Raw genomic sequence first — 22,848 nt, 5'->3', positions numbered from 1 at the left:
GCCGGCGTTTCCCGCCTGCATCCATGACTACGACCCCGGGAACAGGCGGACGCGGCACCCGTGAATCCGCCCACAGCACCCGGAAGATCTGACACAGCTCCACTGAATCCGGTAGATCGGTTCCGAGATCTATTCCGGGCCGCTGTGGAGTTCCGCTCCGGATTCTCCCAGCCGCGCCGCGACGCACGGGCCGGGCCGGATTGGTTCGGGGCTATTGCCGCACCGACCGGGCCTTTGGTCCCACAACATGGGCACAATGGCAGACCCTGGCGAGCATCGCGACTCGGCACACCGGGAGAATGCCGGCGACACAGCTTGCCGGGCCACCACCAGGAGTGCGGGATCAAGGGGCGCCGACGACATCAGCTTTACGTCACCGGCGTGGTGGCATAATTCGACGGTCACCCACGACGGGCACCGGCGCTCGGACCGCCTTGTCACGGGTACCACGTCCGAGCGCAACCGAAGGAGTCAGATGGTCGAGCTTGCGGGTGGATCCCGCAACTCCCCTGCGGCCCGCCCAGGACGCGGCCCCGAACGTTGCGCGGTTCCCACATCCCCTGCAGGTCCCGCACTCCCGCACGTCCACCATGCCCGGGCTCCGGGCGGCCGAAGCGTTGTCGCCTCACCCATCGGGCCCCCGCCGCCCGTCGGCCTGCCGGCGGCCCCCCAGGCGGGTCCGACGACGGCACGAGCACACTCGGCCACAAAGAAAGGGTGATCTCCAGATGGCAACTCCCGCGGTCGGCCAACCGGCTCCCGACTTCACTCTTCCCGGCCTGACGCTCAACGGCCCAGAGGCGCTCCGGTCGGACTTCACCCTCTCCCAGGAGAAGGGCCATCCGGTCGTCCTCGCGTTCTACCCCGGCGACAACACCCCGGTCTGCACGAAGCAGCTGTGCTCCTACACTGCGGGTATCGAGGTGTTCCGCGGTCTCGGGGCACCGGTATGGGGAATCAGCCCGCAGGGGCTCGACAGCCACGAGGAATTCGCCCGGTCGCACTCGCTGGGGTTCCCGCTCCTGGCCGACACCGAGCGCACGGTCGTCAAACAGTACGGCATCGCCCTGCCCGGACTGGGCCTGCGGCGTTCGGTGTTCGTCGTCGACGGGGACGGCGTGCTGCGTTGGAAAGAGGTCGGATTGATCGGCATAACCTATTCAAACGTCGACACGATCGCTGCCGCGCTCGCCAAGCTCTGACCGGTCCGGGCCGCACACCCGATGTGCCCCCCGGACCGTCACCATCTGACCGGGCGGCTGCGCAGTCTGGCAGTTCTGGTGCCGGCGGTTCCGGTGTCTCGATGTCATCTCCTTCCGGCTCTGATCAGCCGCCGGGCCTGTCCGCGACAGGCCCGGCTCCGGACAGCCGGCACCGCTTCAACCACCCCGCGCCGCCCCTGACCTGCGGTTATGGAATTGAAGGCAGCAAACCTACAGCGCTCTCAATATGCAGGCTCGCGATACCTCACCTGTCTGGTCGACCAACCAGTGTGCAATGCACGCCATAACTGCACGGGCCGGATGCACCTGAATTCTGGTGGAATGGTGTCGGCAGGTACCTGCGAGTTGGCATTGCCGGGAGAGAGGGCGTCTACGGCATGGCGCTCGAAGACCCGGAGAGTGCTCCCATTTTCAAGTGGGGCGAAATGCGAAGAAGGCTCGGGACCTGGTGGTTCGCACGAGAGGATCGGCTCGCCGAAGACGACCATCCCGCAGACGACGGAGGCAGTGACGAACCTGCCAAGGACGAAACCAAAGATCAAGTGGGAGGCGACATGAACAGCGTGGACATCGCGCTGAAGGAATGCCTGGAGATCGAGGGTGCCACCGGAGTCGCACTCGTCGACTTCACCAGTGGAATGACCCTCGGCAAGCTCAGCAACATCCATAACTTCGACCTGGAGATTGCGGCCGCGGGCAACACCGAGGTCATCCGCTCGAAGATCCGCACGATGGAGAATCTGGGCCTGCAGGACACCATCGAGGACATCCTCATCACCCTCGGCAGGCAGTACCACCTGATCAGGCTGCTCAGCAGCCACACCGGGCGCGGGCTGTTCATCTATCTGGTGCTCGACAAGAGCCGGGCCAACCTTGCGATGGCTCGTCACCGCCTACGCTCCATCGAGTCGCGTCTCGACATGTGACGTCGTCCCACTCGACGACCGGCTGCCGCCGAGGCCACCCCACCGAGGGCATGGCCTCGGCGGCAGCCGGCTTTTCAGGGGCCGCGCAACGCGACCGCCTTCTCGGACCACGCGCGAGACCACTCCCGTAGTCCGTCACGGTCGGCCCACCGCCGTCACGGCCACAGCCGGGGCCAGGGAGGCACGAAACCGGGGCCAGAGCCGGGGCCGGGGCCACAACGACACCACAGCCCCACGGCACCGCCCTTGCCGGCTGCATACACGCCGGCGGCCAGCTGCCGCCCGCCGGACCGGCCCTGACAGGCACCCCCGTCCGGTCATCGACGCCGAAACGCCTGGCTAGCTGGACAACGGGGCTCCGCCGTCGAGCATGACCGCGGCACGTCCGACCCACGCCCCTCCTGAGCGGGCACTTCAGACCGGTGGCACCGACTGCCGGCACGCCCGGCGCTCGTTACCCGATGGCACGGTGGCCCCATCACCCGATGGCCCGGCACCATTGGGCGCGACGAGATTCCGCTGATCTTGTTACGGTCGTTCCAGTCGACGTGCCTCGCGGGGACCCCATACCGACCGGACGCACCGCCGCTTTCCACCGGTCCACGCGCAGGCAGGTCGAAGGTCCAGGTATCACGACCGGCCGCACGACAGCCCTGGCCGCAGCCCGACGGGCCCAGGGTCCTGGCTGGAATACGAACGTGACACCTGCTCCGGTGGCCGGATGTCACGTCTCACCCCGGCACGCGGCAGTTGCTGGACAACAGAACCGACGAAGTACGATCTCGCACCAGCCGGTTAAGTAGATCTCAATGAAGAATTTTCCTGGGAATTAGATTAGGTGCCTACCTAGACTGACAGGAGCGGTAAGGCATCGCCGATGATCCTTTTCCATCTCGCATCCGTCGGGCGCTGTCGCGGCAGGTCAGAGCCGACAACGGAAAAGGATCACTCCACTCACCAGGCGAACATAGATCACCACCGGAAGGGTGAAAATGAGCATTCCGCGGCGTCAGGCGATCAAGATCGGTGCCTATCTGCTGAAGCAGAAGATCGCACGTCGGGACAAGTTCCCGATCACTTTGGAGCTGGAGCCTCTTTTCGCGTGCAACCTCTCCTGCGAGGGCTGCGGAAAGATCCAGCACCCGGCGGACGTCCTCCGGCAGCGGATGCCGGTGGACCAGGCGCTGGCCGCCGCCGACGAGTGCGGCGCGCCCGTCGTCTGCCTGGCGGGCGGTGAGCCACTCATGCACCCGCAGATCGAGCAGATCGTGGAAGGCCTGGTCAAGCGCAAGAAGTTCATCTACCTCTGCACGAATGCGCTGCTGCTGCCCCGCAAGATCGACAAGCTGAAGCCGTCGCCGTACCTGTCTCTTGCGGTGCACATCGACGGGCTTGAGGAGCGCCACGACGAGTCTGTCGCGAAGCAGGGCGTGTTCGCGCAGGCCGTGGACGCCATCAAGGAGGCCCAGCGCCGCGGCTTCCGGGTGACGACCAACACGACGTTCTTCAACACTGACACCCCGCAGACCGTTATCGAGGTCCTGGACTTCCTGAACAACGACCTCAATGTCGACGGGATGATGCTCTCGCCCGCGTACGCGTATGAGAAGGCCCCCGAGCAGGACAAGTTCCTCGGAATCAAGGAGACCCAGGAGCTCTTCCGCAAGGCCTTCGCCGAGGGCCGGCGCAACCGCTGGCGGATCAACCACTCGCCGATGTTCCTGGACTTCCTCGAAGGCAAGGTGGACTTCCCCTGCACCGCCTGGGGGATTCCGTCCTACTCGCTGTATGGCTGGCAGAAGCCCTGTTATCTGATGGGCGACGGCTACGCCAAGACCTACCAGGAACTGCTGGACACCACCGACTGGGAGTCGTATGGCCGCGGCCGCGACCCGCGTTGCGCGAACTGCATGGCGCACTGCGGTTACGAGCCGACGGCGATCGCGGCGACGCTGAGCTCGTTGCGAGAGTCGATTCGCGCGACCCGCTGAACCACCCGCCCGGCAGGGGTGGCGGTCGACCTCGGTGATGGCGGCCCGGCTCCCTGCTCAGTGGCCGACGACCGCCTCACCGTGGTCCCGCCTGCCGGGCTGCCACGGCGTCTCAGACCCCGCGCGGGTGCTGCTTCTTCAGCCGCTCGATCAGCGCGATCGTGACCTGTTCTGACCGCGCCATCGCTCCCCAACCCTCGATGAAGAGGCCGTCGTAGCTGAGCCCCACCCAGCGGCCCGTCAGTCGGTCTCCGTGCGGATGCAGCGACATGAACAGCGTTCCCTTCGACCGCACCGGACCGTCGATCGCCATGTACCAGCCCATGACGATCTCGTTGTCGAAGACGCGGAGCTCCCCCGACCACAGGTAGCCGCCCTCCTCCAGCGCCAGGCCGCGCGAGATCGCCGCGATGGTGAGGTGGTCGCCGGCCTGGTCGACGTTGACCTCCTGCGAGGAGTGGATCTCCTCACCGTCCCGGAAGGTCTGCCAGGACGTCCACCAACGGCCGGCGAGGTCACCGCGGACCTGGCCCGGTATGCCGGCCAGCGCGGCCCGCGACGCGGCGGGCACCGGTGCGTTCTCCATCGTCGCCGACGCGACGGCCGCCGACCCGACGGCTACGGGCGCGACCATCGCGGGCGCGACCGCCGCCGCGCCGCCTCCGACGATGAGCTGTCGACGATTCGTGATGTCCACCTCCTGCGGAACCTCCCTCCACGTGACGCCAGCCTGGCCTCCCTTGTCCTCGAGCCACGCGTGGCGCCGTAGCTCGACGAGCGTGCCGCCGGCGTTCAGCTCCGCGTCGATAGCGGTGATGAGCGACTGCGACGGAACGCCCAACAGGCCACGTTCGGCCTTCGAGAGATAGCTCGGTTGGTACCGCACCCGGTTGGCGAGCTGGGCCTGACTGAGCCCGGCGGCCTTCCTGTACTGGACGATGGCGCCCAGCAGACTGGCGAGACAGGGTTGCATGTCCCGTACATCGTCCACCCGGGACCCCCGGTTCTGGCCCGCGGTCGGCCGTGTCCAACCGGTCTGACTGTTTTCACACCCCTGCATTCGAAACACCACTCCCCCGGTCCACGGACGTTCGTGCGCTGATCTCCCATTCTGATCGTGCCATGCGACCCGGTTCTGCCCGATGACCCTTATTCGGCGTGCCGGTGGCTCTGTGTCGCTTCTTCCCCATGACTGCAGTATGACGACTCTCACACCCTCCCCTTGTGGTCCGTCTTCAGGGACCGTCGGTGCAAGCGGAAGGAGGATGCGATCCAGCAGTCACCGCACCTTGACCGGAGCATCGACATGGCGAAGAGCAACCGGCACGCCGACGACATCAGCGGAAACCCCCCGTATTCCTCTAGCGAAATTAGACCTTTCCTGGGCGGGGCGGGGCGAACATGACCACGCCGAGCCCACTTCACCCTCCGTCGGAGGAAAGCTGGCGGCACGCCCAGGCGGTAATGGGGAGGAAGTGGTTGGCGCCGACCGCCTACGCGGTCGTGTTCGTGGACACCTCAGGCTCTCCCACGTCCGTCGTGGGCACCTTTCCCGGGCCGATGTCGGCGGAGATGTACGGGCGAATCGTGGGAGTCGACTTCCGGGTCGTCCGGGTGCATCCCTCAAGCCCGTCCCCGTGAGCCAGCAGGGCATGCGGCGCAGCCGGCGCGGTGAGCCCGGGTGGCACCCGGGCGGCTGGCACCGTCGGCGCCGCGCCGTCAGCGCCAGCCGGGCCCAGGGGCACCCCGCCGAGTCCGGGGCTACCCCGCCCGAGCCCGAGGGCGAAGCCGAGCCCACGACCGAAGGCGGGCCCGGCCCCAGCCTCAGGGGCACCGGCCGGGTCGCAGAAACGTCAGGCGAACCTGGGTAGAACTTCGTGCTCGAAGAGCCGGAGGCTCGACCAGGCGACCTCCGGTGGCATCCCACCGCACATCGGATGGAACTGAACGAACGGGAACGGCGCATCCTTCTGCTCGGCGACAAGTTGATCCGGGGTCAGCACCCGGTACTGCCCCTCAACCCGCAACTGCTCCACACCCGATTTCGTGTGATAGGGCGACGCGATGCCCTGCTGCGCCTGCCAGGCACCGTAGGAGTTCGTCTCGTGCAGGAAGAACGGCGCCATCCGTCGCCAGCCGTCCTCGGCGTCCTCGGCGAGCGCCACCACCTTGTTCGCGCTGATCGGGCACGGTCCTGGATCCGGCCGCCCGAGCTTCTGCACCTCGTCGCGGTAGAACTCCCAGACCTCCGGAACCGCCGGGATGAATCCGTCGGCAATGCGCGCCGCCCGCCGCGCCGCCGCCTCGCTGTTCCCACCGAGTATCAGCCCCGGACCACCCGGCCGATGCGGCGCGGGAGTGATATGAACGGTGCGGCCACGGTATTCGAACGGCTCCCCACCGAAAGCCGCCTTCAACGTCCGCACCGTCTCGGTCACACGCTTTCCGCGCTCGTTCATCGGGACGTCGTACATCTCGAATTCCTCGCGGACGTACCCGGCCCCGACCACCAGGTCCACGCGGCCTCTGCTGATGTTGTCGAGAACAATCATGTCCTCGGCCAGCCGCAGCGGGTCATAGAACGGGGCCACCAGGGCCGCGATCATGAAGCGAACATTCTTCGTCCGGGCCGCCATCGCCGCCAGCATCGGGATCGGGCTGGGCAGATAGCCATCGGACGAGCCGTGATGTTCCGAGACCGCGATCGTCACGCAACCGAGCTGATCAGCCCACTCGGCCATGTCGAGGGCCGCCGCGTAGCGATCGGCCATGGATGTCCCGGCTAGCTCCGGATTACGGAAGTCGAATCGTAAGGCAAACAGCACGGCCGGAGACTAGCAGGAATCAGGTGACCGAATCAGGAGAAATCCCGACGCCTGCTCTCGGCCGACCCGATCTGCCCTGCTCAGCGGCACTGCACGCGCCTCAGCGAGCCACCCGAATGTGCTGCTCGTGGTGGATCGGCCCGCTCAACGCACGCAGCTGGCCTCCCGATCCGCCCTGGCGGGTGGCGATGATCTCCGCGGCTATGGAGATCGCGGTCTCCTCCGGAGTACGGCCACCGATATCGAGGCCGATCGGCGCGTGCAGCCGGCGGAGATCCGCGTCGGAGAAACCGATCTCCCGCAGTCGTCGAACCCGGTCCTCGTGGGTCCGCCGGGATCCCATCACCCCGAGGTAGGCGAGCGGCTTGTTGAGCGCCACCTCCAGCAGCGGCACGTCGAACTTCGGATCATGCGTGAGAACGCACACCACCGTGCGCGCGTCCACCGGGGTCGCCGCGAGATATCGGTGCGGCCAGTCGACGACCACCTCGTCGGCATCGGGAAAACGCCTGCTCGTCGCGAAGGTCGCGCGCGCGTCACAGACGGTCACCCGGAAACCGAGGAAGGCCCCGACCCGGGCCAGCGCCGCGGCGAAATCGATCGCGCCGAACACGATCATTCGCGGTTTCGGGGCGAACGACGACACGAACACGGCGGCGTCATCGCCGCGCCGCTCCCCGTGCGGGCCGTACCGCAGGATGCCCGTACCGCCCTGGTCCAACAGGCCCCGGGCGTCGTCCCGCACCGCCTCGTCGAACCGCTCGCCACCGAGCGTGCCCTCGACCGATTCCGGCCGCACGATCAGATGCGCGCCGACCGGAGCACCAGGCGGCCCGCTCACCAGCGTCGCGACCGCCACCGGGCGACCCGCCCGCACGTCGGCGAGCACATCACCCAGCTCGGGAAACGATCGCCGGTTCACCGGCTCCACGAAGACGTCGATGATCCCACCGCAGGTGAGGCCGACCGAGAAGGCATCGTCGTCACTGACCCCGTAGCGCTGCAGAACGGGCACGGACGTCGCACGGCACTGCTCGGCGAGCTCGTACACGGCGCCTTCGACACATCCACCGGACACGCTGCCGATCGCGGCACCGTCCGGGCCCACCGCCATCGTCGCGCCCGGCTGGCGAGGCGCGGACCGCCAGGTGCCGACAACGGTCGCGAGCCCGGACGTCTCCCCAGCCTCCCACCAGGTCCGGAGATCAGTGAGCACGTCGCGCATCGAGATCGCCTCAGCTCGTCGTCGTGGAGTCCCAGGGACCAGACCCGCCACCCCATAGGTGTGCCCGGCTCATCGACCGTATGCCGCACCGCGACAAAATGCCCGAATTCACGCGAGACATCCCGCAGCAATCATGCAACGTGACGTTCGGGCCCAGGTGCGGGCGCCCAGTGCGAGCCCGGTGCGAGCCCGGGCAGGCGCCGGAGGATTACGGCAAGCGTGGCCGGCCACGGCGCACTAGTCTGCCGACATGGCTGATCATGACGCCGACCTTCCAGCTCAGCCGAGAACCACCCACCTGGTCGCGGCCGTGCTCGCGGCGGGCAGCGGCAGTCGGATGGGCACGCCGAAGGCCACAATCACGGTCGGCGGCGTTCGCCTCCTGGACCGGGCGATCAACGCCGCAGGCGAGGCGGGGTGCGACCGAATCATCGCGGTGGTCCGCTCCGGAACCACCGCGCCGAACGCCGAACTGGTCGTGAATCCCGCCCCCGAGCAGGGTCTGCGCAGCTCACTCGCGTTAGCGCTGGAGCAGGCGGACACCCCCGGCCGCCCTCCCGCGGACGCGGTCGCCGTGCTCCTCGTCGACACGCCGGGCATCGGTGGTCCCGCAGTCCGCGCGGCCCTCGCCGCCTGGAAACCCGGGCGGGTCACCGTCGCCAGGTACGGGCAGCGCCGCGGCCACCCGATCGTCATGGCACCCGACCTGTGGCGCGCCGCCATCGCCCTCGCCGGCCCGGACGAGGGCGCCCGCCGCTTCCTCGCGGCCCACCCCGAACTCCTCGACGAGGTGCCGGCCCCAGGCGATCCAACCGACCTCGACACCCCCGACGACCTACGACGCTGGACGTCATCCTGAACCCGGACGGGGTCAGCCAGGCAGGCGTCTGTTACTGCCGCTAACGCTCGTTACGGCCGCTCACCCTCGTTACGGCCGCTCACGCTCGGCGGCGAGGCGGGTGAGCACATCGGCGTGGCACGCTTCGTCCAGCGGGCACCAGCAGGCCAGCGGGTGGCCGGCGAGTTCCGGGAGGTGCTCCAGCACCCACGTTCGAGAGACCGTCCCGACCCGCTTGCCGGCGGGCATCTCGTCCGGCCCCTCTCCGCCGATCCACGCGGTGTACCGCCGGATGGCATCTGCTCTGCCGCGCAGGCGGTGATCGAACGGATTGCCCCACCGGGTGGTCCGGTCAACCTTCACCGCGTTGTCAGGCATGCGCCACCCCGGTGCGCGGGAAAGCCGGACCCGTGCCGGCACGGTGCTCGTGGGTGTGCTGGCCATGCCGCCTCCTGGTCGTCCGCTCGGCACCAGGCCCTCGCGCCCTGCTTGGCATGCACGTTCTACCCGAACTGCCGCCCACGGAAGCACACCTCAGCACACAGTGCGATGCCAGACAGTGAAGGAAAAGTACCTGGTCAGAAGCCCGTCCGACGCGAACGGGCCCGACCAGCAAGGGCGGAGGCTCGGGGATTTGAACCCCGGATGGGCTGTAGACCCAAACCGCATTAGCAGTGCGGCGCCATAGACCGGACTAGGCGAAGCCTCCTTGAAGGTGCGTCCCAAGCATAGCGCCCCGCACAGCGGACCAGACCACGACCCTCCCGTGCGGAGCGCAACACTCCCCCGATGGCACCACGCCAGCTCCCGATCAGGACACCCTCAGGTATCGGACGGCGACGAACGTGACGGGATCGAGGTGGACGGTCACGGACCGTCGCCAGCGCTGGCACCGGCCACCGCGCCTGCGGTCAGGGCTGCCAGGACGACGGACTCCACCTCGGCGCGCCGTTCGCCGCTGAGCACCGCGGCCGGTCGCGTGCCGGCCGGGCCCTCGACAGGATCCTCGACGTAGAAGGCATCGACCACGTCCAGGCCCAGGGTCGCGACGATCGCGGTGCGGACGTCCAGGCCCGTCTCGGCCAGCGCCCTGGCGATGCGGTGCAGCACGCCGGCACGGTCGGGCGCCCGGACCTCGACCACCGGCACGGAGCCGGAATCGTCGAAGATCACCTGGGGTGGCGCCGGGGTGCTGCGCCGCCGACTCGATGCATAGTCCTGTTCGCGGCCGGCGAGACGTGCGGTCAGGTCGAGGCTGCCCGTGATCGCCCCACGCAGGTCCGTCTGGAGCCGTTGGAGGTCGGGCCGCTCGCCGTGCGGCGCGGCGACGGCAGCCTGTAGCAGGGACCGCCCGGCGGAGCTTCGCGCCGAGGCACGTCGGACGTCCAGCCGGTTGAGCGCGAGCACGCCCGCCGTGGTGGCGAGCAGCCCCACCCGGTCGTCGGCCGTCACGACGACGATCTCGAACATGCCCTCGTCGGGCAGCGGGTTGACCTGCACGGTGAGGTCGCCGGGCAGCGCGAGCAGCGCGATCTGGCGGTCGGACAGCGCGGGCGGGCAGGGCGGCTCGCGGCCGTCGAGCACGGCCGTGGCGCGTTGGACGAGCTCGGAGACGAGCCGGGCCTTCCAGGCGTTCCAGGCGGTCGGCCCGGTCGCCTGGGCGTCGGCCTCGGTGAGCCGGTGCAGCAGGGTGAGCACTCGGACGCTGCCGGCGGAGGCGGCCACCGACTCGATCGTGGCGGTGTCGTCGATGTCCCGCCTCGTCGCGGCCTCGACCAGCAGGAGATGGTGCCGGATCATCGCGAGCAGGATCTCGGTGTCCTCGGGCGGGAGCCCCAGCCGGGGTGCCAGCTCTCGCACGACGTCGATGCCGGCGTCGGTGTGGTCTCCTGGGTACCCCTTGCCGATATCGTGCAGCAGCGCGCCGAGCAGGAGCAGGTCGGGCCGGTCGACGTCCCGGGTGTGCGCGGCGGCGCGGGCGGCGGCCTCGAGCAGATGCCGGTCGACGGTGTAGCGGTGGTACGGGTTGCGCTGTGGCCTGCTGCGCACCGCGGCCCACTCGGGGATCAGCCGCTCGAGCAGCCCCACCTGATCGAGGGACTCCATCACCCGGATCGCGGGGTCACCGGTCGCCAGCAGGCTGACCAGGTCGTCGCGCGCGGCCTCGGGCCACGGCGCGGGCATCGCGGGCGCCTCCTGGGCGAGCCGGTCGATGGCGTAGCGGCCGAACGGGATGCCGGTGCGCGCCGCGGCGGCGGCCGCACGCAGGACGAGTCCGGGGTCGTTCCCCGGATCGGCGTCCCGGGCCAGCTGGATCTCCCCGTCCTGCTCGACCACGCCTTCGTCCAGCGGCCGGCGGACCGGGCGACGCAGCCCGGCGCCGATCCTGGAGTTGGAGCGCTGCGCGGCCGCGACCCGATACCAGGTGGTGTCCCAGGTCCAGGAGATGACCCGGCCCGCGTCGGCGACCGCGCGGGAGACGGCGACGGAGTCCGGGTAGCCCAGGGCCGCGGCCACCGCCTCGCCGTCCTGCAGGAGGAGCCGGTCCTGCCCGCGGCCCTGACCGATCCGGCGCACCTCACCGCGGACGTCCAGCAGCACCTCGTAGGCCTGCTGGACGCGCGGCGGGGGCTCCTCGGCCACCCAGGCGGCGGCGAGCGCCTTCAGCGCCTGCACATCGCGCATGCCGCCCCGGGAGTCCTTCAGGTCCGGCTCGAGGAGGAAGGCGACCTCTCCCGTCCGGCGAGCCCGTTCGTTGACCGACAGGGCGAGCTCCGGCAGCCGACGTGACGCCCGCGACCGCCAACGGGCCCGGACCGTGTCGACGAGCTTCGCCGCGAGGCCGGTGTCACCGCGGATGAGACGTGCGTCGAGCAGGCCCAGGGCCGCCTTGAGGTCGGTGTCGGCGACGGTGACGGCTTCGTCGACGGTGCGGACGCTGTGGTCCAGGCCGACCCCGGCGTCCCACAGCGGGTACCAGATCGCGTCGGCGACCGCGGACACGTCCTTGCGGCGACCGTCGTGGACGAGCACGAGGTCGAGGTCGCTGCCGAAGGCCGGCTCGCGGCGCCCGTAGCCGCCCACGGCCAGCAGCGCGATACCGGCACCTGGTTCTCCGAACAGGTCGGCGAGCGCGGCGTCGGCGAGTTCAGCCAGGGCCTTACGCAGCGCGGATCCGGTCAAACCGGGAAATTCGTCCGCACGGCCCCGCAGAGCCTGGAGTCTCGCGTCCACCGGTCGCCCCCCGTCCTACTGGTCCACAGCCCCCACTCTGGCACTCTCGCGCACTTTCCTTCCCGCTGTCCGGTGATATGCGACCGAAAGCTCTTCTGGTCGTCACGGCACCGAAACGGAAAGGGGGCGCACCGTAACAGGTGCGCCCCCAGGATGTTTCGTACGGCTTACAGAGCGTCCGAGCCCCGCTCACCCGTCCGCACACGGACAACCGCGTCGACGGGAACGACCCACACTTTCCCGTCACCGATCTTGCCGGTCTGGGCAGACGTGGTGATCGCGGCGACGAGCTCGTCCACCGCCTCGTCGTCGACAACGACCTCGATCTTGATTTTCGGGACGAAGTCCACCTTGTACTCGGCACCCCGATAGACCTCGGTGTGCCCCTTCTGGCGGCCGTATCCCTGAACCTCGGAGATCGTGAGACCGTGCACGCCGAGACCTTCCAGCGCCGTCTTCACGTCGTCGACCTTGAACGGCTTGATGACCGCGGTGACGAGCTTCATGCCTGGGCCTCCTCGGGGACACGGGCGGCGGCGACGGAGGTGAACCCGCTGCCGCTGCTGAGCGAGGTCTGGCGGTAGGCGGTCTCACCGTGCAGCGCCTCGTCGAGGCCCTGCTCCTCTTCCTCCTCGGAGACCTTGAGGCCGATCGTGTACTTGATCGCCAGAGCGATCAGCAGGGTCACGACCGCGGAGTAGCCCAGCGTCGCGCCGATGGCGATCAGCTGCTCGAGCACGACCTTCCAGGGGCCGCCGTAGAACACGCCGTCCTTGCCCGCCGGGTTGGTGTCGACGGTCGCGAAGAAACCGGTGAGCAGTGCACCGAGGACACCACCAACGAGGTGGACCGCGCCGACGTCGAGCGAGTCGTCGATGCCGACCTTGCCCTTGATCGAGGTGGCCAGCGCGCAGACCGCACCCGCGATCAGACCGATGGCGATCGATCCCATCGGCGAGACAAAACCACAGGCCGGCGTGATGGCGACCAGACCGGCGACCGCACCGGAGGCGGCGCCGAGCGTGGTGGCCTTGCCGTCCCGCAGGTACTCGATGGCGATCCAGCCGAGGATGGCCGTGGCGGCGCCGATCTGTGTGTTGAGCAGGGCGAACGCCGCGACCTTGTTCGCACCCAGCGCGGAGCCGGCGTTGAAGCCGAACCAGCCGACCCACAGGATGCCGGTGCCGAGCAGGACGAACGGCACATTGTGCGGGCGGAAGTCGCCGCCGGGCCAGCCACGCCGGTTGCCCAGCACCACGGCGAGCACGATCGCGGCGATACCGGCGTTCGCGTGGACGACCGTGCCACCGGCGAAGTCAAGCGCGCCCCGCTCGAACAGCCAGCCGGTGCTCGCCCAGACCCAGTGCGCGATCGGCGAGTAGACGAGGATCGACCACAGCGTGATGAAGACCGCGAAGGCGCTGAACTTCATCCGGTCCGCGATGGCCCCGGTGATCAGCGCCGGGGTGATGACCGCGAACATCATCTGGAAGGCGACGAACGCGACGTAGGGGTACGCGCCGTCACTGGCGGTCAGGTCCTGAAGCGCGAAAAAGTCGAGGCCACCCCAGAATCCGTTGCCCGCGCCGAATGCGAGGCTGAATCCGATGACCGACCACACCAGGGTGATCATGCCCATGGTGAAGAAATTCTGCATCAGCATGCCCAGCACATTCTTCGCGCGGACCATGCCGCCGTAGAAAAATGCCAGGCCGGGCGTCATGAAGAGCACGATCGCGGCGCTGATCAGCACCCACGCGGTGTCGCCCGAGTTCAGTTCTGCCATGTCACTCCTGTCATTCCCCCCGCGCGCACCGCGCGGACTGCGCTACCCGGACTCCGGCCACGCTGCGCTCGTCCCGGTCCCTCCGGCCGAAGAGTCGATAAGATCTGTTCCGTTCTAGTGTCTAATCTGTTTCCGACGTGTGAAATCGCTGAATTGGGCGACCCGTGCGCCCCGACCTTGGGCGCCAGGTGGGCGTTCCGAGACCCTCCGTGTCGGTCGGCGCGCTTCCGTGACTCTACAACTGCACAGAGTTACGGTGCCGCGTCGTGACCAGTGTTCCGACGGAGGGCTGGCATAGCGCCGGCAGCCCGTCCCACGAGGCCAACAGTATCCCCCGATCGGGTATGAATTCGCCCGCTTCGTCCGCCGCGGATGACAGAGGAGGTATTGAAGGGCCGAGCTCATCGAGCACGAAAGACGAGAAATGGCGCCGTGAGCCGCCACCGCGGCCCCGGGAGAGCGGTCCGCGAGGCCGGCGCCCGGCCCTCGTCGCGCTGGTTGGCGTGCTGACCGCAGGCCCCGCGCTGACGGCTGGTCCAGGCCTCGGAGTCGGCCTCGGTATCGCCCGCGCCGAGCCAGGCACCAGCCCTCGCGCCGGCTCCGGCTCCGACTCTCGCGCCGGCTCCGGCTCCGGCTCCGGCGACCGGCCGAGGGAAGGCCACGCAGAGGACCTCGGTAGCGTCACCACGCAGATCGCGACCACCCGGGCCCGTATCGACGAGCTCGGGCACCAGCTCTCCGTGGCAGCCGAGCAGTACAACGCGGAACGCATCCGGCTCGCCGAGGCGGAACGCACCGCGACAACCGCCCGTCAGCGCCTCAGCGCGGCGGACGCAGCCGTCCGAACGGCGTCGGACCGCCACCGTGGGCTGGCGACCTCGGCCTACCGCTCAGGCGGTTTCGAACAGCTCTCCATCCTGCTTACGGGAGATCCACGGACCGCGCTCGACCGCGCCGGCGCCGTCAACGCACTGTCGCGGCGGCAGCGGGCCGCCGAGTCCGACCTGCGCCTGGCCCGTCACGACCAGACCGAGGCTAAGCAGGCCGCCGACGAGGCCCTCGCCGGTCGTCAGCACGTCGTCGACTCACTCTCCGAGCAACGGCGCGGAATCGAAGCCTCCGCGGCCGAACAGCACCAGCTGTTGGACGACCTGATCGACCGACAGGCCCAGCTGGAACGAGAGGCCCGCGAACGGGAAGCAGCCGCGCTACGTGCCCGTCAGGCCGCCGAAGCCGCGGCAGCCGCGGAAGCGGCCCGCCAGGCCGCGCTGGAACGTGAACGCCTCACCCGGGAAGCCGGGCTCGTCGCGACGGCCGGCTCAACCTTCGCCGCCGCACCAGTCGCGCCGGCGCCACCGCCCCCCACCGGCGGCAGCGGCGGGGCCGCCCGCGCGGTCCAGGAAGCACACGCACAGCTGGGGAAACCCTACGTCTGGGGTGCCGAGGGACCGGACAGCTTCGACTGCTCCGGGCTGTCCCAGTGGGTCTGGGGCAAGGCAGGCGTCGCCATCCCCCACTACACCGGCGACCAGTGGACATCCGGCCGGCGGGTCTCCCGCGCGGAGCTGATTCCCGGCGATCTCGTCTTCTTCGGCGCGGATCTTTATCACGTCGGCATCTACATCGGCGATGGAAAGATGATCCACGCTCCGCGCACCGGAGAGGTCGTGCGGATCGAGAACGTGTGGTGGTCGTCCTTCCAGGGCGGCGTACGGCCCGGAGCCTGACCGCGCCGTCCGGGGCCCCTCATCCGCGGGGCTCTGGGAACGAGCAGCGACCGTCGAAGCCCGCAGCGGTGGGCTATGGCGGCTGGACGAGACCGAGCCCAGCCCTGGCGGCGGCGAGCCCAGCCCTGGCGGGCCAGGCCGCGGCGCCGGCTCCCATCACAGCCGGAGCGCCTGCCGGCCAGAACATGCCAGGCCACACCCGGCCAACCACCACTTATGGGCTATCAGCTTGCCGGCTGCCTCCGTCCGCCAGTCGTCTGGCGCGCGCAGCTGCGCCCGATCTCTCCTCGGAAATACATCGGACCGGACCCAACGGGCCCGGTCCTCAGATACCAGCAGTGAAGTTGTTCAAGATGAGCCGAGGGACGCTTGCCGACAGACGCACCGCTGTGGCGGGCGCCACCGCTGGCTCGCCGGAGTGCCAGTGAGCCTTCTCCGTCGCACAGCCCGCGAACGCGGATGCCGAGCCGACGGTGGAAGAGGCTCAGTGATCGACGTAGACCAGGGACGCCATGCCCCGGCTGATCTCCGATTCGTCGGCGTCACCGTCCGGCTTCGCGATGTAGAGCCTGTCACCACGAGCGTTCAGCGAGATCTTCGCGCCTGGCACGACCGATGCGTCGCGCAGGGTGCGCATCGCGTTCTCGTCGGTCTGGAGGCGTTCGGAGATCCAGCTCACCGTCACGGCCTTGGGGCCACTGACATTCCGCTCAGCGGAGGTGAGCAGGCTCACCGGGGCCGCGACGGGCGGCTCGGCGGTCTCCAACGGAGCCGGGATCTCGTTGCCGAAGGGGCAACGCTTCGGATCACCCAGAAGAACCGTCAGCCGGGCCTCGACCTCGTCCGAGATCACGTGCTCCCAGCGACATGCCTCGTTGTGAACCAGCGCCCAGTCCAGGCCAATGATCTTGGTCAGGAGTAGCTCGGCGAGACGATGCTTACGCATCACCGCCGTGGCCCTGACCAGGCCCTTCTCCGTGAACTGCACCGTCCGGTCATCAGCCAGGGCCACCAGGCCCTCGCTCGCCAGCCGCGCAGTCGACTCACTCGCCGCCGGCGCACTCACATGCAGCCGTTCGACCAGCCGGGCACGCAGCGGGGTGATGCCCTCCTCCCGTAGCTCGTACAGGGTCCGGAGGTACATCTCGGTACTGTCAATCAGTCCAGTCACCGGTCTCCTTCGTCCGCAACCAGAGTACGCTGCAACGCCCCTCGGGAGGAGCCACATTCCTCTGCGTCCTGGTGTCGGATTGTGGTATGGCCAAGCCGCCCCGGAAGCCGCCCCGTCGTCACTACGCCGAACCGCTCCCCACCCACCGAGGGTACCCGACCGGGTACCCAAAGTGGGGATTGGGCCTTGCTGGAGGACGAGCGTCGCCGGCGCGCCACGCCCGCACCTCGGCCCAGCCCGGGGCGCGCACAAAAACGACATCAAGGACCGGCTTCCAGGAACACGGCGGCACCGCCGGGCAGGAGCCCAGACGGCCGCGAGCATGATCTCGCCTGCGGTCACGCAGCCACCACGGCACCCACACCGTCAGGGCGGCGCGACGCGGGCAGGTACCTACACTCAAGGGTATGAGCACCACGCAGATCGCGCCGGAGACGTCCGACACCCGCACCGACGAGGGAGATGACCACTCCCACTACGCGCGCCGCGAGGAGATCGTCCGAGCCTCCATCGAGGGTGGCCGCGTAACAGCCCTGTGCGGCTACAAGTTCGAGCCGGTCCGCGACCCGCAGCGCTACCCGGTCTGCCCCCGCTGCAAGGAACTCGTCGAGATGGCCGAGCAGTTCGGCTGAACCCCGACCCCCGGAAAGGCGCTGATCACCCAGCGCGCACGCTCAGCCAGGCCGCAGGACCATCGAGCGTGCGCGGCCCCGCGGACGGACGTCCGTCACCTGGGCGCGCCGGCGTCTGAGCCGGTCGCATCTCCGAAGATCCCGCGGCCCTCGCGCAGGTTCGTGCCGCCTGGCCGCGATGCGTGACAGACCTGGTGTGTGGTCACCGGCCAAATCCTTGTATTATCGCGGCGCAATGCCTCTGTAGCTCAGTGGATAGAGCGACCGCCTCCTAAGCGGTAGGTCGCAGGTTCGATTCCTGCCAGGGGCACCGTGTGATGTCTCAGGACATCGGCATAGCCCTGGACCTACGATCTTGGGTTCAGGGCTTCGTGGTTTTGCGGGCTGGTCCGTGGGGCCGACCGGTCGGCTGGTAGTCGCGGGTGGGGTCGAGCGTGAGCTCCCGCAGCAGTTCGCCGGTCACCGCGGCAAGGCGCGCCAGGGCCCCGGCGCTCTGTGCCAGCGCCCGCCACCCACCAAGGCGCGGCGCAGCCAGGGGGCCGGGGCGACCGACGCGGGGGTGAGGTCGGCGCTCAGCCGGGTCAGGGCGCCGAGGACGCGACTCAGCTCGCCGTGCCGCCACGGCCGGCTGGGAAGGCAGCCCTCGATCTCGGCGTAGATGCCGGCGACCCATACACCGTCGTCGTAGGAGCCCAAAAGCCGCTGCACCGGGGCCGCCGCTGGCAGGCGGGCAGTGATCGCGATTTCGCGGAGGTGGAACTCGGCAACCGCGCTTACCGCACCCTGTGCCTCCGCGAGGAGGTGATGTTCTCGCGAACGTGACAGCTTCAGTTCCGTCGGCGGTCGATGACCCGACGCGGCCGACCGGCGGGTTACCCGAGAAGGACGTCGAGGGTGACGAAGCCGTAGCCCTGCTCACGCAGCGCCTTGATAACGCCGGGCAACGCGTCGGCGTCGAGCGTCGAATGGTCCTCCGGGTGAGAGCCCAGGTGCATGAGCACGATCTCGCCGGGTGTCAGCGCGTTCAGAACCCTTGTCGTGACGGACTCCACACTGGCTCCGCCAGATGTGCCCTTCCAGCCGACGGTATCGACGGTCCACCGGACCGGGACGTAGCCAAGCTCGTTGAGCAGAGCGATGTCATGCACGTTCCGGTCCCCGTACGGGAAACGGAAGAACGGCCGCGGGTCCTGGCCGGTGGCCGTCCGGATGTCGCCTTCGGCACTCTGTACCTGGCTACGGATCTCGGAGTCGGTGAGCTTGGTGAAATACGGATGCGTTGCGGAATGGTTCCCGATCCGCCCGCCCGCGGCCGCGATGTCCTGAACCTTCGACGGGAAGTTCTTCGCGAACTGGCCGGTCAGGAAGAACGTGGCCGGAACGTTCTCCCGCCGCAGCGTCGCGAGGACCGGGGCGACGCCGTCCGCGTTGGCACCGGCGTCGAACGTCAGCGCGACGATCTTGCGGGTCGTTGGCAGCCGCTCCCAGTCCTTCCCCGCCACCCCGGCGGACAGCGCTGTGCCCGGCGTCGACGGTGGCGCGACAGTGGTGGGCCGCGATGTCGGCCCGGGCGGCGTGCCGGTCGCGCGCGGCGGATGGCTCGCGGAGGCGCTGGGTGCCGAGGAGACCGGCGAGACCGTCGTGCCGGGGAGGCCGGTGACGCTCGGCGCCGGCGCGTCCGTCGTGACACTGGTCGTCGGGCCCGCCGCCGGGCCGGCTGGCGGCGCGCCGCCACCGCCGCACCCCGCAAGCACGACGACGAGGCACACCACCGTGCACAAGGCGGCCGCGGAACCGCTGCGCGTCATGGCTGGATTGACGTTTCCCGCGCCCGCGAGGTTGCCCGTGCCGCCGCGGGCCCGACTGCCAAAACCACCCATGCCCCGATCGTGCTCCCGGTGACGGGCTGAGGAAACGGAAAGACGTCCCCGGCGTTGTGCGCCAGGTCGGTCACCAGCCGTACAGAAGCGCGAAGCGCCGTGTCGAGAACGTCGACCTCACCCGCATGGTGCTGCACCTGCTCGGCAAGAGGCACCACCCGCGGCCGACCCCGATCCGCAGCAACACCGCGCTGGCCCCGGCAGCCTGGCCTCCGTGGACAGCCCTGGCAGGCCGTCCACTACGCGGACGCCGGACAGGCCGACCGGGCCGATGTTCGTCACCAGGTAGGAGTAGTCCAGCTTCTGGCCCACGCCGACGAACTCGGCCGGCGCGGCGGACCTGGCCAGGGAGATCGCGCCAGTGGTGGGGGATGGGCCCGGCACCCACGGGCTGCAGGATGGTGACCTGGGGCGCCGTTGTGATCAGCTCGCCCGTCGGCGTGGTGCCGACAAGGCGGGCCACGTTCGCGATGAAGCCGGCGTCGATGTCAGCCTGGGTCGCGACGGTCCTGACCGTGCAGCCGAAGGTGCGGGCGGCCAAGCGGCCGGGCGGCCAGGCGGGCCGAAGGTCAGCTTTCCGCGCGCACGACCGCCCGGCCGGTCACCGACCGCGGGTCGATCCGGATCCAGAACGGCCGCTCGACGACGTCCGCCCAGGGCTCCAGCCCCAGGAGCTCCAGTGCCGCGGTCTGGGCGCCCTCGACGACAGGCCTGGCCACACCGGTGACCAGGACGCTCCATCCCGCCCTGGTCTCCGGGTCGAACCAGTCGGCCTGGAAGGAGACCGAGTCATGGTTCACCGCCGCCGACAGCTTGGAGCCGACGGCCGACCGGAAGACCACACTGTCGCCATCCATCGCGTGATTGACGGTCAACAGGACGACCTGGCCGTCCGACACGAAGGCCACCCGGCCCACCGGCACCGTCCCCAACAGCCGGATGCATGCATCGAACGGCAGCACGGCGAGGCCGGCGTGATCAAGCGCGAACTCCTCGGAGTCGATCAGCTCCTGCAGCGACAACGGGCCCACGGCAACTCCTCGACCTGACCGGCGGAAACCGACCCGCCGACCACACCGTCGGCGACCACCGCACACCCCGACCAGATTTTCGAGATCTCACGCTGGCGCACGAACCGTACCGCCCCCAGTGCCGACCGCGACCATGAGGTGCCGCGACAGTCCGTGACCGCCCGAAACAGCCGTGGCCACGCGCGGCCGGGCGGACGCCTGCGTCAATCCCGTCCGGGGCATTCTGCCCGCATCGGCACAGCCAGGCTGTGAGTCGCCCGGATGCCTGGATTCCCCGACGAACCCGGCGACACCGCCACGACTGGCAGGCGGACGATCGCCTGAGCGGGCTCCGCTCGGGGCGGGGCGCCCTCGGAGTCGTCGTCGCGGAGGATCTCCTCCGTACGGCGCTGCTCGATCTGGTGTCGCTTGCCGGCATAGAAGCAGGCTTCCAACTCGTCGAGCGCGACCGTGGACACACCGCGGCCACCGTGGCGCCGTTGCCACGGAAGCCAGCTGCGAGTGGTTGCCCACATGGCGAAGCGATCGACCGCGCTGAGGAGAACCAGGACGCAGGCGAGCCCGGGAATGGTCATGAACCAAACGAGCGCCACAGCCTGACGACGACCCGGACGACCGGCCGGTTCCCGATGTTCCAGACGCCTGCACTCGTCACCGCCACCGCGTGCGGGGGGGTCGCCGGCCGTTCAGGGTCGGTCTTCGCAGCGGCGGAAGCCCTCTGGGGTGTAGCAGGGAAGGTGCCCCTGCTCCCGCATCACGCTTTGACCGATGTCACGGGTGAGATAGGTAAGGAAGCTCGCGGTTAGGGAACCCGCGCGCGGCGGCCCATAGGTGTAGGCGAATTCCACTGCGGCGAACGGATAGCTCATTTTGCCGAGGGACTCGATCGAGGGTGAATGCCCGTCGAGGCTCACGGTATGCAGGCCCGGTACCGCCAGGGCGGCCCTCAGCTCGCTGTAGCCGATGGCTCCTGGCAGACTCGCGACCCCGGCGAGCACCTCCCCGGTGCTGCGCCGCTCACACCGGATCACCTTGCCCTCGTCCTGCGGGTAGATCTGGCGCGCGCAGTCGTACGAGGTGAACGCCGGCTCCCCTTCGGCGCCGAGTACAACGCGCCGGAACAGGTCACGGGTTCCGGAGTCGGCGTCCCGGCTCACCAGGGAGATCGGAAGATCAGGCCCGTCGAGCTGGCTCCAGTTGAGAAAATCCCCGCGGAATATTCTGCGGACCTGGTCCGTGGTGAGATTCTTCACCGGCAGGTCGTTGTTCACCACGACGGCGAACGCGGAGACACCGACCCGGGTCGAAAGGAGTTCCGCGTTCGCCTGCGGTCCGGCACCGTCGTAGATTGTGATCATCTCCGGCGCGCCCTGCGCCGGGGAACCCGCCGCGGCCAGCTTCGTCAGGCCTTCGTTACTGCCGCGCGTGTCCACCGTGACCGTTCCACCCGCGCAGTCCGCCTCATACCTCGCGGCCACCTCCCGCATGACCGGCGCGAAGGCCGTCGAACCGTTGACGGTCAGGTTTCCCGCGGCACAGCCGATCGGCTGTGGGGTGCCGTCACCCACCACGATGATGCTGGCCAACACGGTCACGCAGACCGTGAGCAGAACGGTGATCAGGCGGGACGGCTGGCTGAACAAGGGTGGCTTGTCATCGACCGTCGTGCTCCGGTTGGGCGCCACCGCGCCGTCCCGGATCCCGCCGCTGACCCGGACCGCGGAACCAACCCGACCGCCGGTGAGAAGTACCAGGAGCTTGTAGTGCTGGCCACGGTTGAGCGGCACCCGGGGCAGGTAGATGGTGTTACCGCTGTTACGCATGCCGCGGGACGCGGTGAAGTGCTCCATGAGGTGCTCGGCGTCGGGCTGGGTGACGGTGACCGCGACCCCACGGACAACGCGGCCCGCGAAGACGGCGGTGAGGCCGTGGAGGTCACGACTGGTGTAGTCGGTGTCGGCGACGCTTTCCGCACCGTCGTTCTCGATCCGGAGCAGTACGAGGGTGGCATCCGCCATGTCGGGAAGATCGTTGAAAAGGCCCAGGCGAATATCGGCCTGACCCTGCCCACTCCGGTCATCACCGCCGACGGGCATGTCCATCTGCACGCGGTATCCGATGCGCCGCCGGCGTGGCACCCGGCGCTCGTACCACACGACCGCGAACGACGCAGCAATACCGAGCAGTGCGGTGAGTATCGCTACCAGGTTCTCGGTACTCAACCATTCCACGCGTCAGTTCACCCCCGCACGCCCCTTATGACCCCTCGCACCTGTCTGATTACCGTATGACCCGTGGGGACCGGAGAGAAGATCACGGCCCAGTTGGCCACCGAAAGTTCGCCGTGAATTCATCGGAA

Annotated in this window: 21 protein-coding genes and 2 tRNA genes; 8 read left to right on the top strand and 15 right to left on the bottom strand. The window is 69.0% G+C overall.

Annotated elements, in window-relative coordinates; all coding sequences use genetic code 11:
* Window positions 1-728: 728 nt before the first annotated feature.
* The 3 genes from AWX74_RS03300 (at window position 729) to hpnH (ending at window position 4,140) form a co-directional block, all read left to right on the top strand.
* On the top strand, window positions 729-1,202 hold the full coding sequence (locus AWX74_RS03300; protein WP_091271456.1) for a peroxiredoxin: 474 nt from the start codon (window positions 729-731) through the stop codon (window positions 1,200-1,202).
* Between the two features lie 575 nt (window positions 1,203-1,777).
* Window positions 1,778-2,149 (top strand): hypothetical protein, encoded by a 372-nt coding sequence (locus tag AWX74_RS03295; protein WP_006542369.1) that lies wholly within the window; start codon window positions 1,778-1,780, stop codon window positions 2,147-2,149.
* 992 nt (window positions 2,150-3,141) lie between these two features.
* Complete coding sequence (hpnH, locus tag AWX74_RS03290; RefSeq protein ID WP_006542368.1) at window positions 3,142-4,140, top strand: adenosyl-hopene transferase HpnH; 999 nt, start codon at window positions 3,142-3,144, stop codon at window positions 4,138-4,140.
* Between the two features lie 112 nt (window positions 4,141-4,252).
* Here hpnH and AWX74_RS03285 read toward each other — a convergent pair whose 3' ends face one another.
* Window positions 4,253-5,113, bottom strand: coding sequence for a helix-turn-helix domain-containing protein (locus AWX74_RS03285; RefSeq protein ID WP_165615466.1), 861 nt, complete (start codon window positions 5,111-5,113; stop codon window positions 4,253-4,255).
* 506 nt (window positions 5,114-5,619) lie between these two features.
* Between AWX74_RS03285 and AWX74_RS03280 the strand changes: the two genes are divergently transcribed.
* Window positions 5,620-5,781 (top strand): hypothetical protein, encoded by a 162-nt coding sequence (locus AWX74_RS03280; RefSeq protein ID WP_226931069.1) that lies wholly within the window; start codon window positions 5,620-5,622, stop codon window positions 5,779-5,781.
* Window positions 5,782-5,993: 212 nt separating this feature from the next.
* Here AWX74_RS03280 and AWX74_RS03275 read toward each other — a convergent pair whose 3' ends face one another.
* The gene (locus AWX74_RS03275) at window positions 5,994-6,965 is read right to left on the bottom strand and encodes an LLM class flavin-dependent oxidoreductase (protein ID WP_091271448.1); all 972 of its coding nucleotides are present in this window, start codon (window positions 6,963-6,965) and stop codon (window positions 5,994-5,996) included.
* 100 nt (window positions 6,966-7,065) lie between these two features.
* Window positions 7,066-8,190 carry an XdhC family protein gene (locus tag AWX74_RS03270; protein ID WP_091271446.1) on the bottom strand — a complete coding sequence of 375 codons (1,125 nt, stop codon included), beginning with the start codon at window positions 8,188-8,190 and terminating at the stop codon, window positions 7,066-7,068.
* A gap of 250 nt (window positions 8,191-8,440) precedes the next feature.
* On the opposite strand from AWX74_RS03270, the gene AWX74_RS03265 reads away from it, so the two are divergent.
* Window positions 8,441-9,049 carry a nucleotidyltransferase family protein gene (locus AWX74_RS03265; RefSeq protein ID WP_091271443.1) on the top strand — a complete coding sequence of 203 codons (609 nt, stop codon included), beginning with the start codon at window positions 8,441-8,443 and terminating at the stop codon, window positions 9,047-9,049.
* A 69-nt stretch (window positions 9,050-9,118) separates the two neighbouring features.
* On the opposite strand, the gene AWX74_RS03260 is transcribed toward AWX74_RS03265, so the two are convergent.
* The 5 genes from AWX74_RS03260 to AWX74_RS03240 form a co-directional block, all read right to left on the bottom strand.
* A complete protein-coding gene (locus AWX74_RS03260) occupies window positions 9,119-9,472 on the bottom strand; it encodes a DUF4326 domain-containing protein (RefSeq protein ID WP_091271440.1) in 354 nt (117 codons plus the stop codon).
* A gap of 175 nt (window positions 9,473-9,647) precedes the next feature.
* Window positions 9,648-9,737, bottom strand: a tRNA-Ser gene (locus AWX74_RS03255).
* Between the two features lie 158 nt (window positions 9,738-9,895).
* A complete protein-coding gene (locus tag AWX74_RS03250) occupies window positions 9,896-12,262 on the bottom strand; it encodes a [protein-PII] uridylyltransferase (RefSeq protein ID WP_091271438.1) in 2,367 nt (788 codons plus the stop codon).
* A 167-nt stretch (window positions 12,263-12,429) separates the two neighbouring features.
* Window positions 12,430-12,768, bottom strand: coding sequence for a P-II family nitrogen regulator (locus AWX74_RS03245; protein WP_054568042.1), 339 nt, complete (start codon window positions 12,766-12,768; stop codon window positions 12,430-12,432).
* Window positions 12,765-14,048, bottom strand: a complete 1,284-nt coding sequence (locus AWX74_RS03240) for an ammonium transporter (RefSeq protein WP_054568043.1) — start codon at window positions 14,046-14,048, stop codon at window positions 12,765-12,767. The genes AWX74_RS03245 and AWX74_RS03240 overlap by 4 nt, the downstream gene beginning before the upstream one ends.
* A gap of 503 nt (window positions 14,049-14,551) precedes the next feature.
* Between AWX74_RS03240 and AWX74_RS03235 the strand changes: the two genes are divergently transcribed.
* On the top strand, window positions 14,552-15,775 hold the full coding sequence (locus tag AWX74_RS03235) for a C40 family peptidase (protein WP_242666054.1): 1,224 nt from the start codon (window positions 14,552-14,554) through the stop codon (window positions 15,773-15,775).
* Window positions 15,776-16,259: 484 nt separating this feature from the next.
* Here the strand turns inward: AWX74_RS03235 and AWX74_RS03230 are convergent, their stop codons facing one another.
* Complete coding sequence (locus AWX74_RS03230; RefSeq protein ID WP_054568044.1) at window positions 16,260-16,946, bottom strand: metal-dependent transcriptional regulator; 687 nt, start codon at window positions 16,944-16,946, stop codon at window positions 16,260-16,262.
* A 407-nt stretch (window positions 16,947-17,353) separates the two neighbouring features.
* Between AWX74_RS03230 and AWX74_RS03225 the strand changes: the two genes are divergently transcribed.
* Window positions 17,354-17,578 (top strand): DUF3039 domain-containing protein, encoded by a 225-nt coding sequence (locus tag AWX74_RS03225; RefSeq protein ID WP_091271432.1) that lies wholly within the window; start codon window positions 17,354-17,356, stop codon window positions 17,576-17,578.
* Window positions 17,579-17,815: 237 nt separating this feature from the next.
* A tRNA-Arg gene (locus tag AWX74_RS03220) sits at window positions 17,816-17,888 on the top strand.
* Between the two features lie 149 nt (window positions 17,889-18,037).
* On the opposite strand, the gene AWX74_RS39815 is transcribed toward AWX74_RS03220, so the two are convergent.
* From AWX74_RS39815 to AWX74_RS03190, 6 genes are all read right to left on the bottom strand, one after another.
* The gene (locus AWX74_RS39815) at window positions 18,038-18,286 is read right to left on the bottom strand and encodes a hypothetical protein (protein WP_165615452.1); all 249 of its coding nucleotides are present in this window, start codon (window positions 18,284-18,286) and stop codon (window positions 18,038-18,040) included.
* Window positions 18,287-18,450: 164 nt separating this feature from the next.
* Window positions 18,451-19,458 carry a polysaccharide deacetylase family protein gene (locus tag AWX74_RS03210; protein ID WP_091271427.1) on the bottom strand — a complete coding sequence of 336 codons (1,008 nt, stop codon included), beginning with the start codon at window positions 19,456-19,458 and terminating at the stop codon, window positions 18,451-18,453.
* A gap of 117 nt (window positions 19,459-19,575) precedes the next feature.
* Entirely contained in the window at window positions 19,576-19,770 is a 195-nt protein-coding gene (locus tag AWX74_RS42375) for a DUF7507 domain-containing protein (RefSeq protein WP_423212961.1), read from the bottom strand.
* A gap of 257 nt (window positions 19,771-20,027) precedes the next feature.
* Window positions 20,028-20,489: a pyridoxamine 5'-phosphate oxidase family protein gene (locus AWX74_RS03200; protein ID WP_091271425.1), complete on the bottom strand. Its 462-nt coding sequence runs from the start codon at window positions 20,487-20,489 to the stop codon at window positions 20,028-20,030.
* A 203-nt stretch (window positions 20,490-20,692) separates the two neighbouring features.
* Window positions 20,693-21,064, bottom strand: a complete 372-nt coding sequence (locus AWX74_RS03195; protein WP_131799397.1) for a DUF6191 domain-containing protein — start codon at window positions 21,062-21,064, stop codon at window positions 20,693-20,695.
* 111 nt (window positions 21,065-21,175) lie between these two features.
* Window positions 21,176-22,720, bottom strand: coding sequence for a PstS family phosphate ABC transporter substrate-binding protein (locus AWX74_RS03190; protein WP_091271420.1), 1,545 nt, complete (start codon window positions 22,718-22,720; stop codon window positions 21,176-21,178).
* Window positions 22,721-22,848: the final 128 nt, after the last annotated feature.

Source organism: Parafrankia irregularis (genome assembly GCF_001536285.1).
In the GTDB taxonomy this organism is placed as follows: Bacteria; Actinomycetota; Actinomycetes; order Frankiales; family Frankiaceae; genus Parafrankia; species Parafrankia irregularis.
The sequence above is the reverse complement of the archived record's forward strand: the minus strand, read 5'-3'. Positions and strand labels throughout refer to the sequence as shown.

Excerpts from the sequence above, each read along its gene's own strand:
- AWX74_RS03225 (WP_091271432.1), top strand. The coding sequence starts at position 17,354 with ATGAGCACCACGCAGATCGCGCCGGAGACGTCCGACACCCGCACCGAC.
- AWX74_RS03285 (WP_165615466.1), bottom strand. The coding sequence starts at position 5,113 with ATGCAACCCTGTCTCGCCAGTCTGCTGGGCGCCATCGTCCAGTACAGG.
- hpnH (WP_006542368.1), top strand. The coding sequence starts at position 3,142 with ATGAGCATTCCGCGGCGTCAGGCGATCAAGATCGGTGCCTATCTGCTG.
- AWX74_RS03245 (WP_054568042.1), bottom strand. The coding sequence starts at position 12,768 with ATGAAGCTCGTCACCGCGGTCATCAAGCCGTTCAAGGTCGACGACGTG.
- AWX74_RS03265 (WP_091271443.1), top strand. The coding sequence starts at position 8,441 with ATGGCTGATCATGACGCCGACCTTCCAGCTCAGCCGAGAACCACCCAC.
- AWX74_RS03210 (WP_091271427.1), bottom strand. The coding sequence starts at position 19,458 with ATGGGTGGTTTTGGCAGTCGGGCCCGCGGCGGCACGGGCAACCTCGCG.
- AWX74_RS03240 (WP_054568043.1), bottom strand. The coding sequence starts at position 14,048 with ATGGCAGAACTGAACTCGGGCGACACCGCGTGGGTGCTGATCAGCGCC.
- AWX74_RS03195 (WP_131799397.1), bottom strand. The coding sequence starts at position 21,064 with ATGACCATTCCCGGGCTCGCCTGCGTCCTGGTTCTCCTCAGCGCGGTC.
- AWX74_RS03270 (WP_091271446.1), bottom strand. The coding sequence starts at position 8,190 with ATGCGCGACGTGCTCACTGATCTCCGGACCTGGTGGGAGGCTGGGGAG.
- AWX74_RS03295 (WP_006542369.1), top strand. The coding sequence starts at position 1,778 with ATGAACAGCGTGGACATCGCGCTGAAGGAATGCCTGGAGATCGAGGGT.
- AWX74_RS03260 (WP_091271440.1), bottom strand. The coding sequence starts at position 9,472 with ATGGCCAGCACACCCACGAGCACCGTGCCGGCACGGGTCCGGCTTTCC.
- AWX74_RS03300 (WP_091271456.1), top strand. The coding sequence starts at position 729 with ATGGCAACTCCCGCGGTCGGCCAACCGGCTCCCGACTTCACTCTTCCC.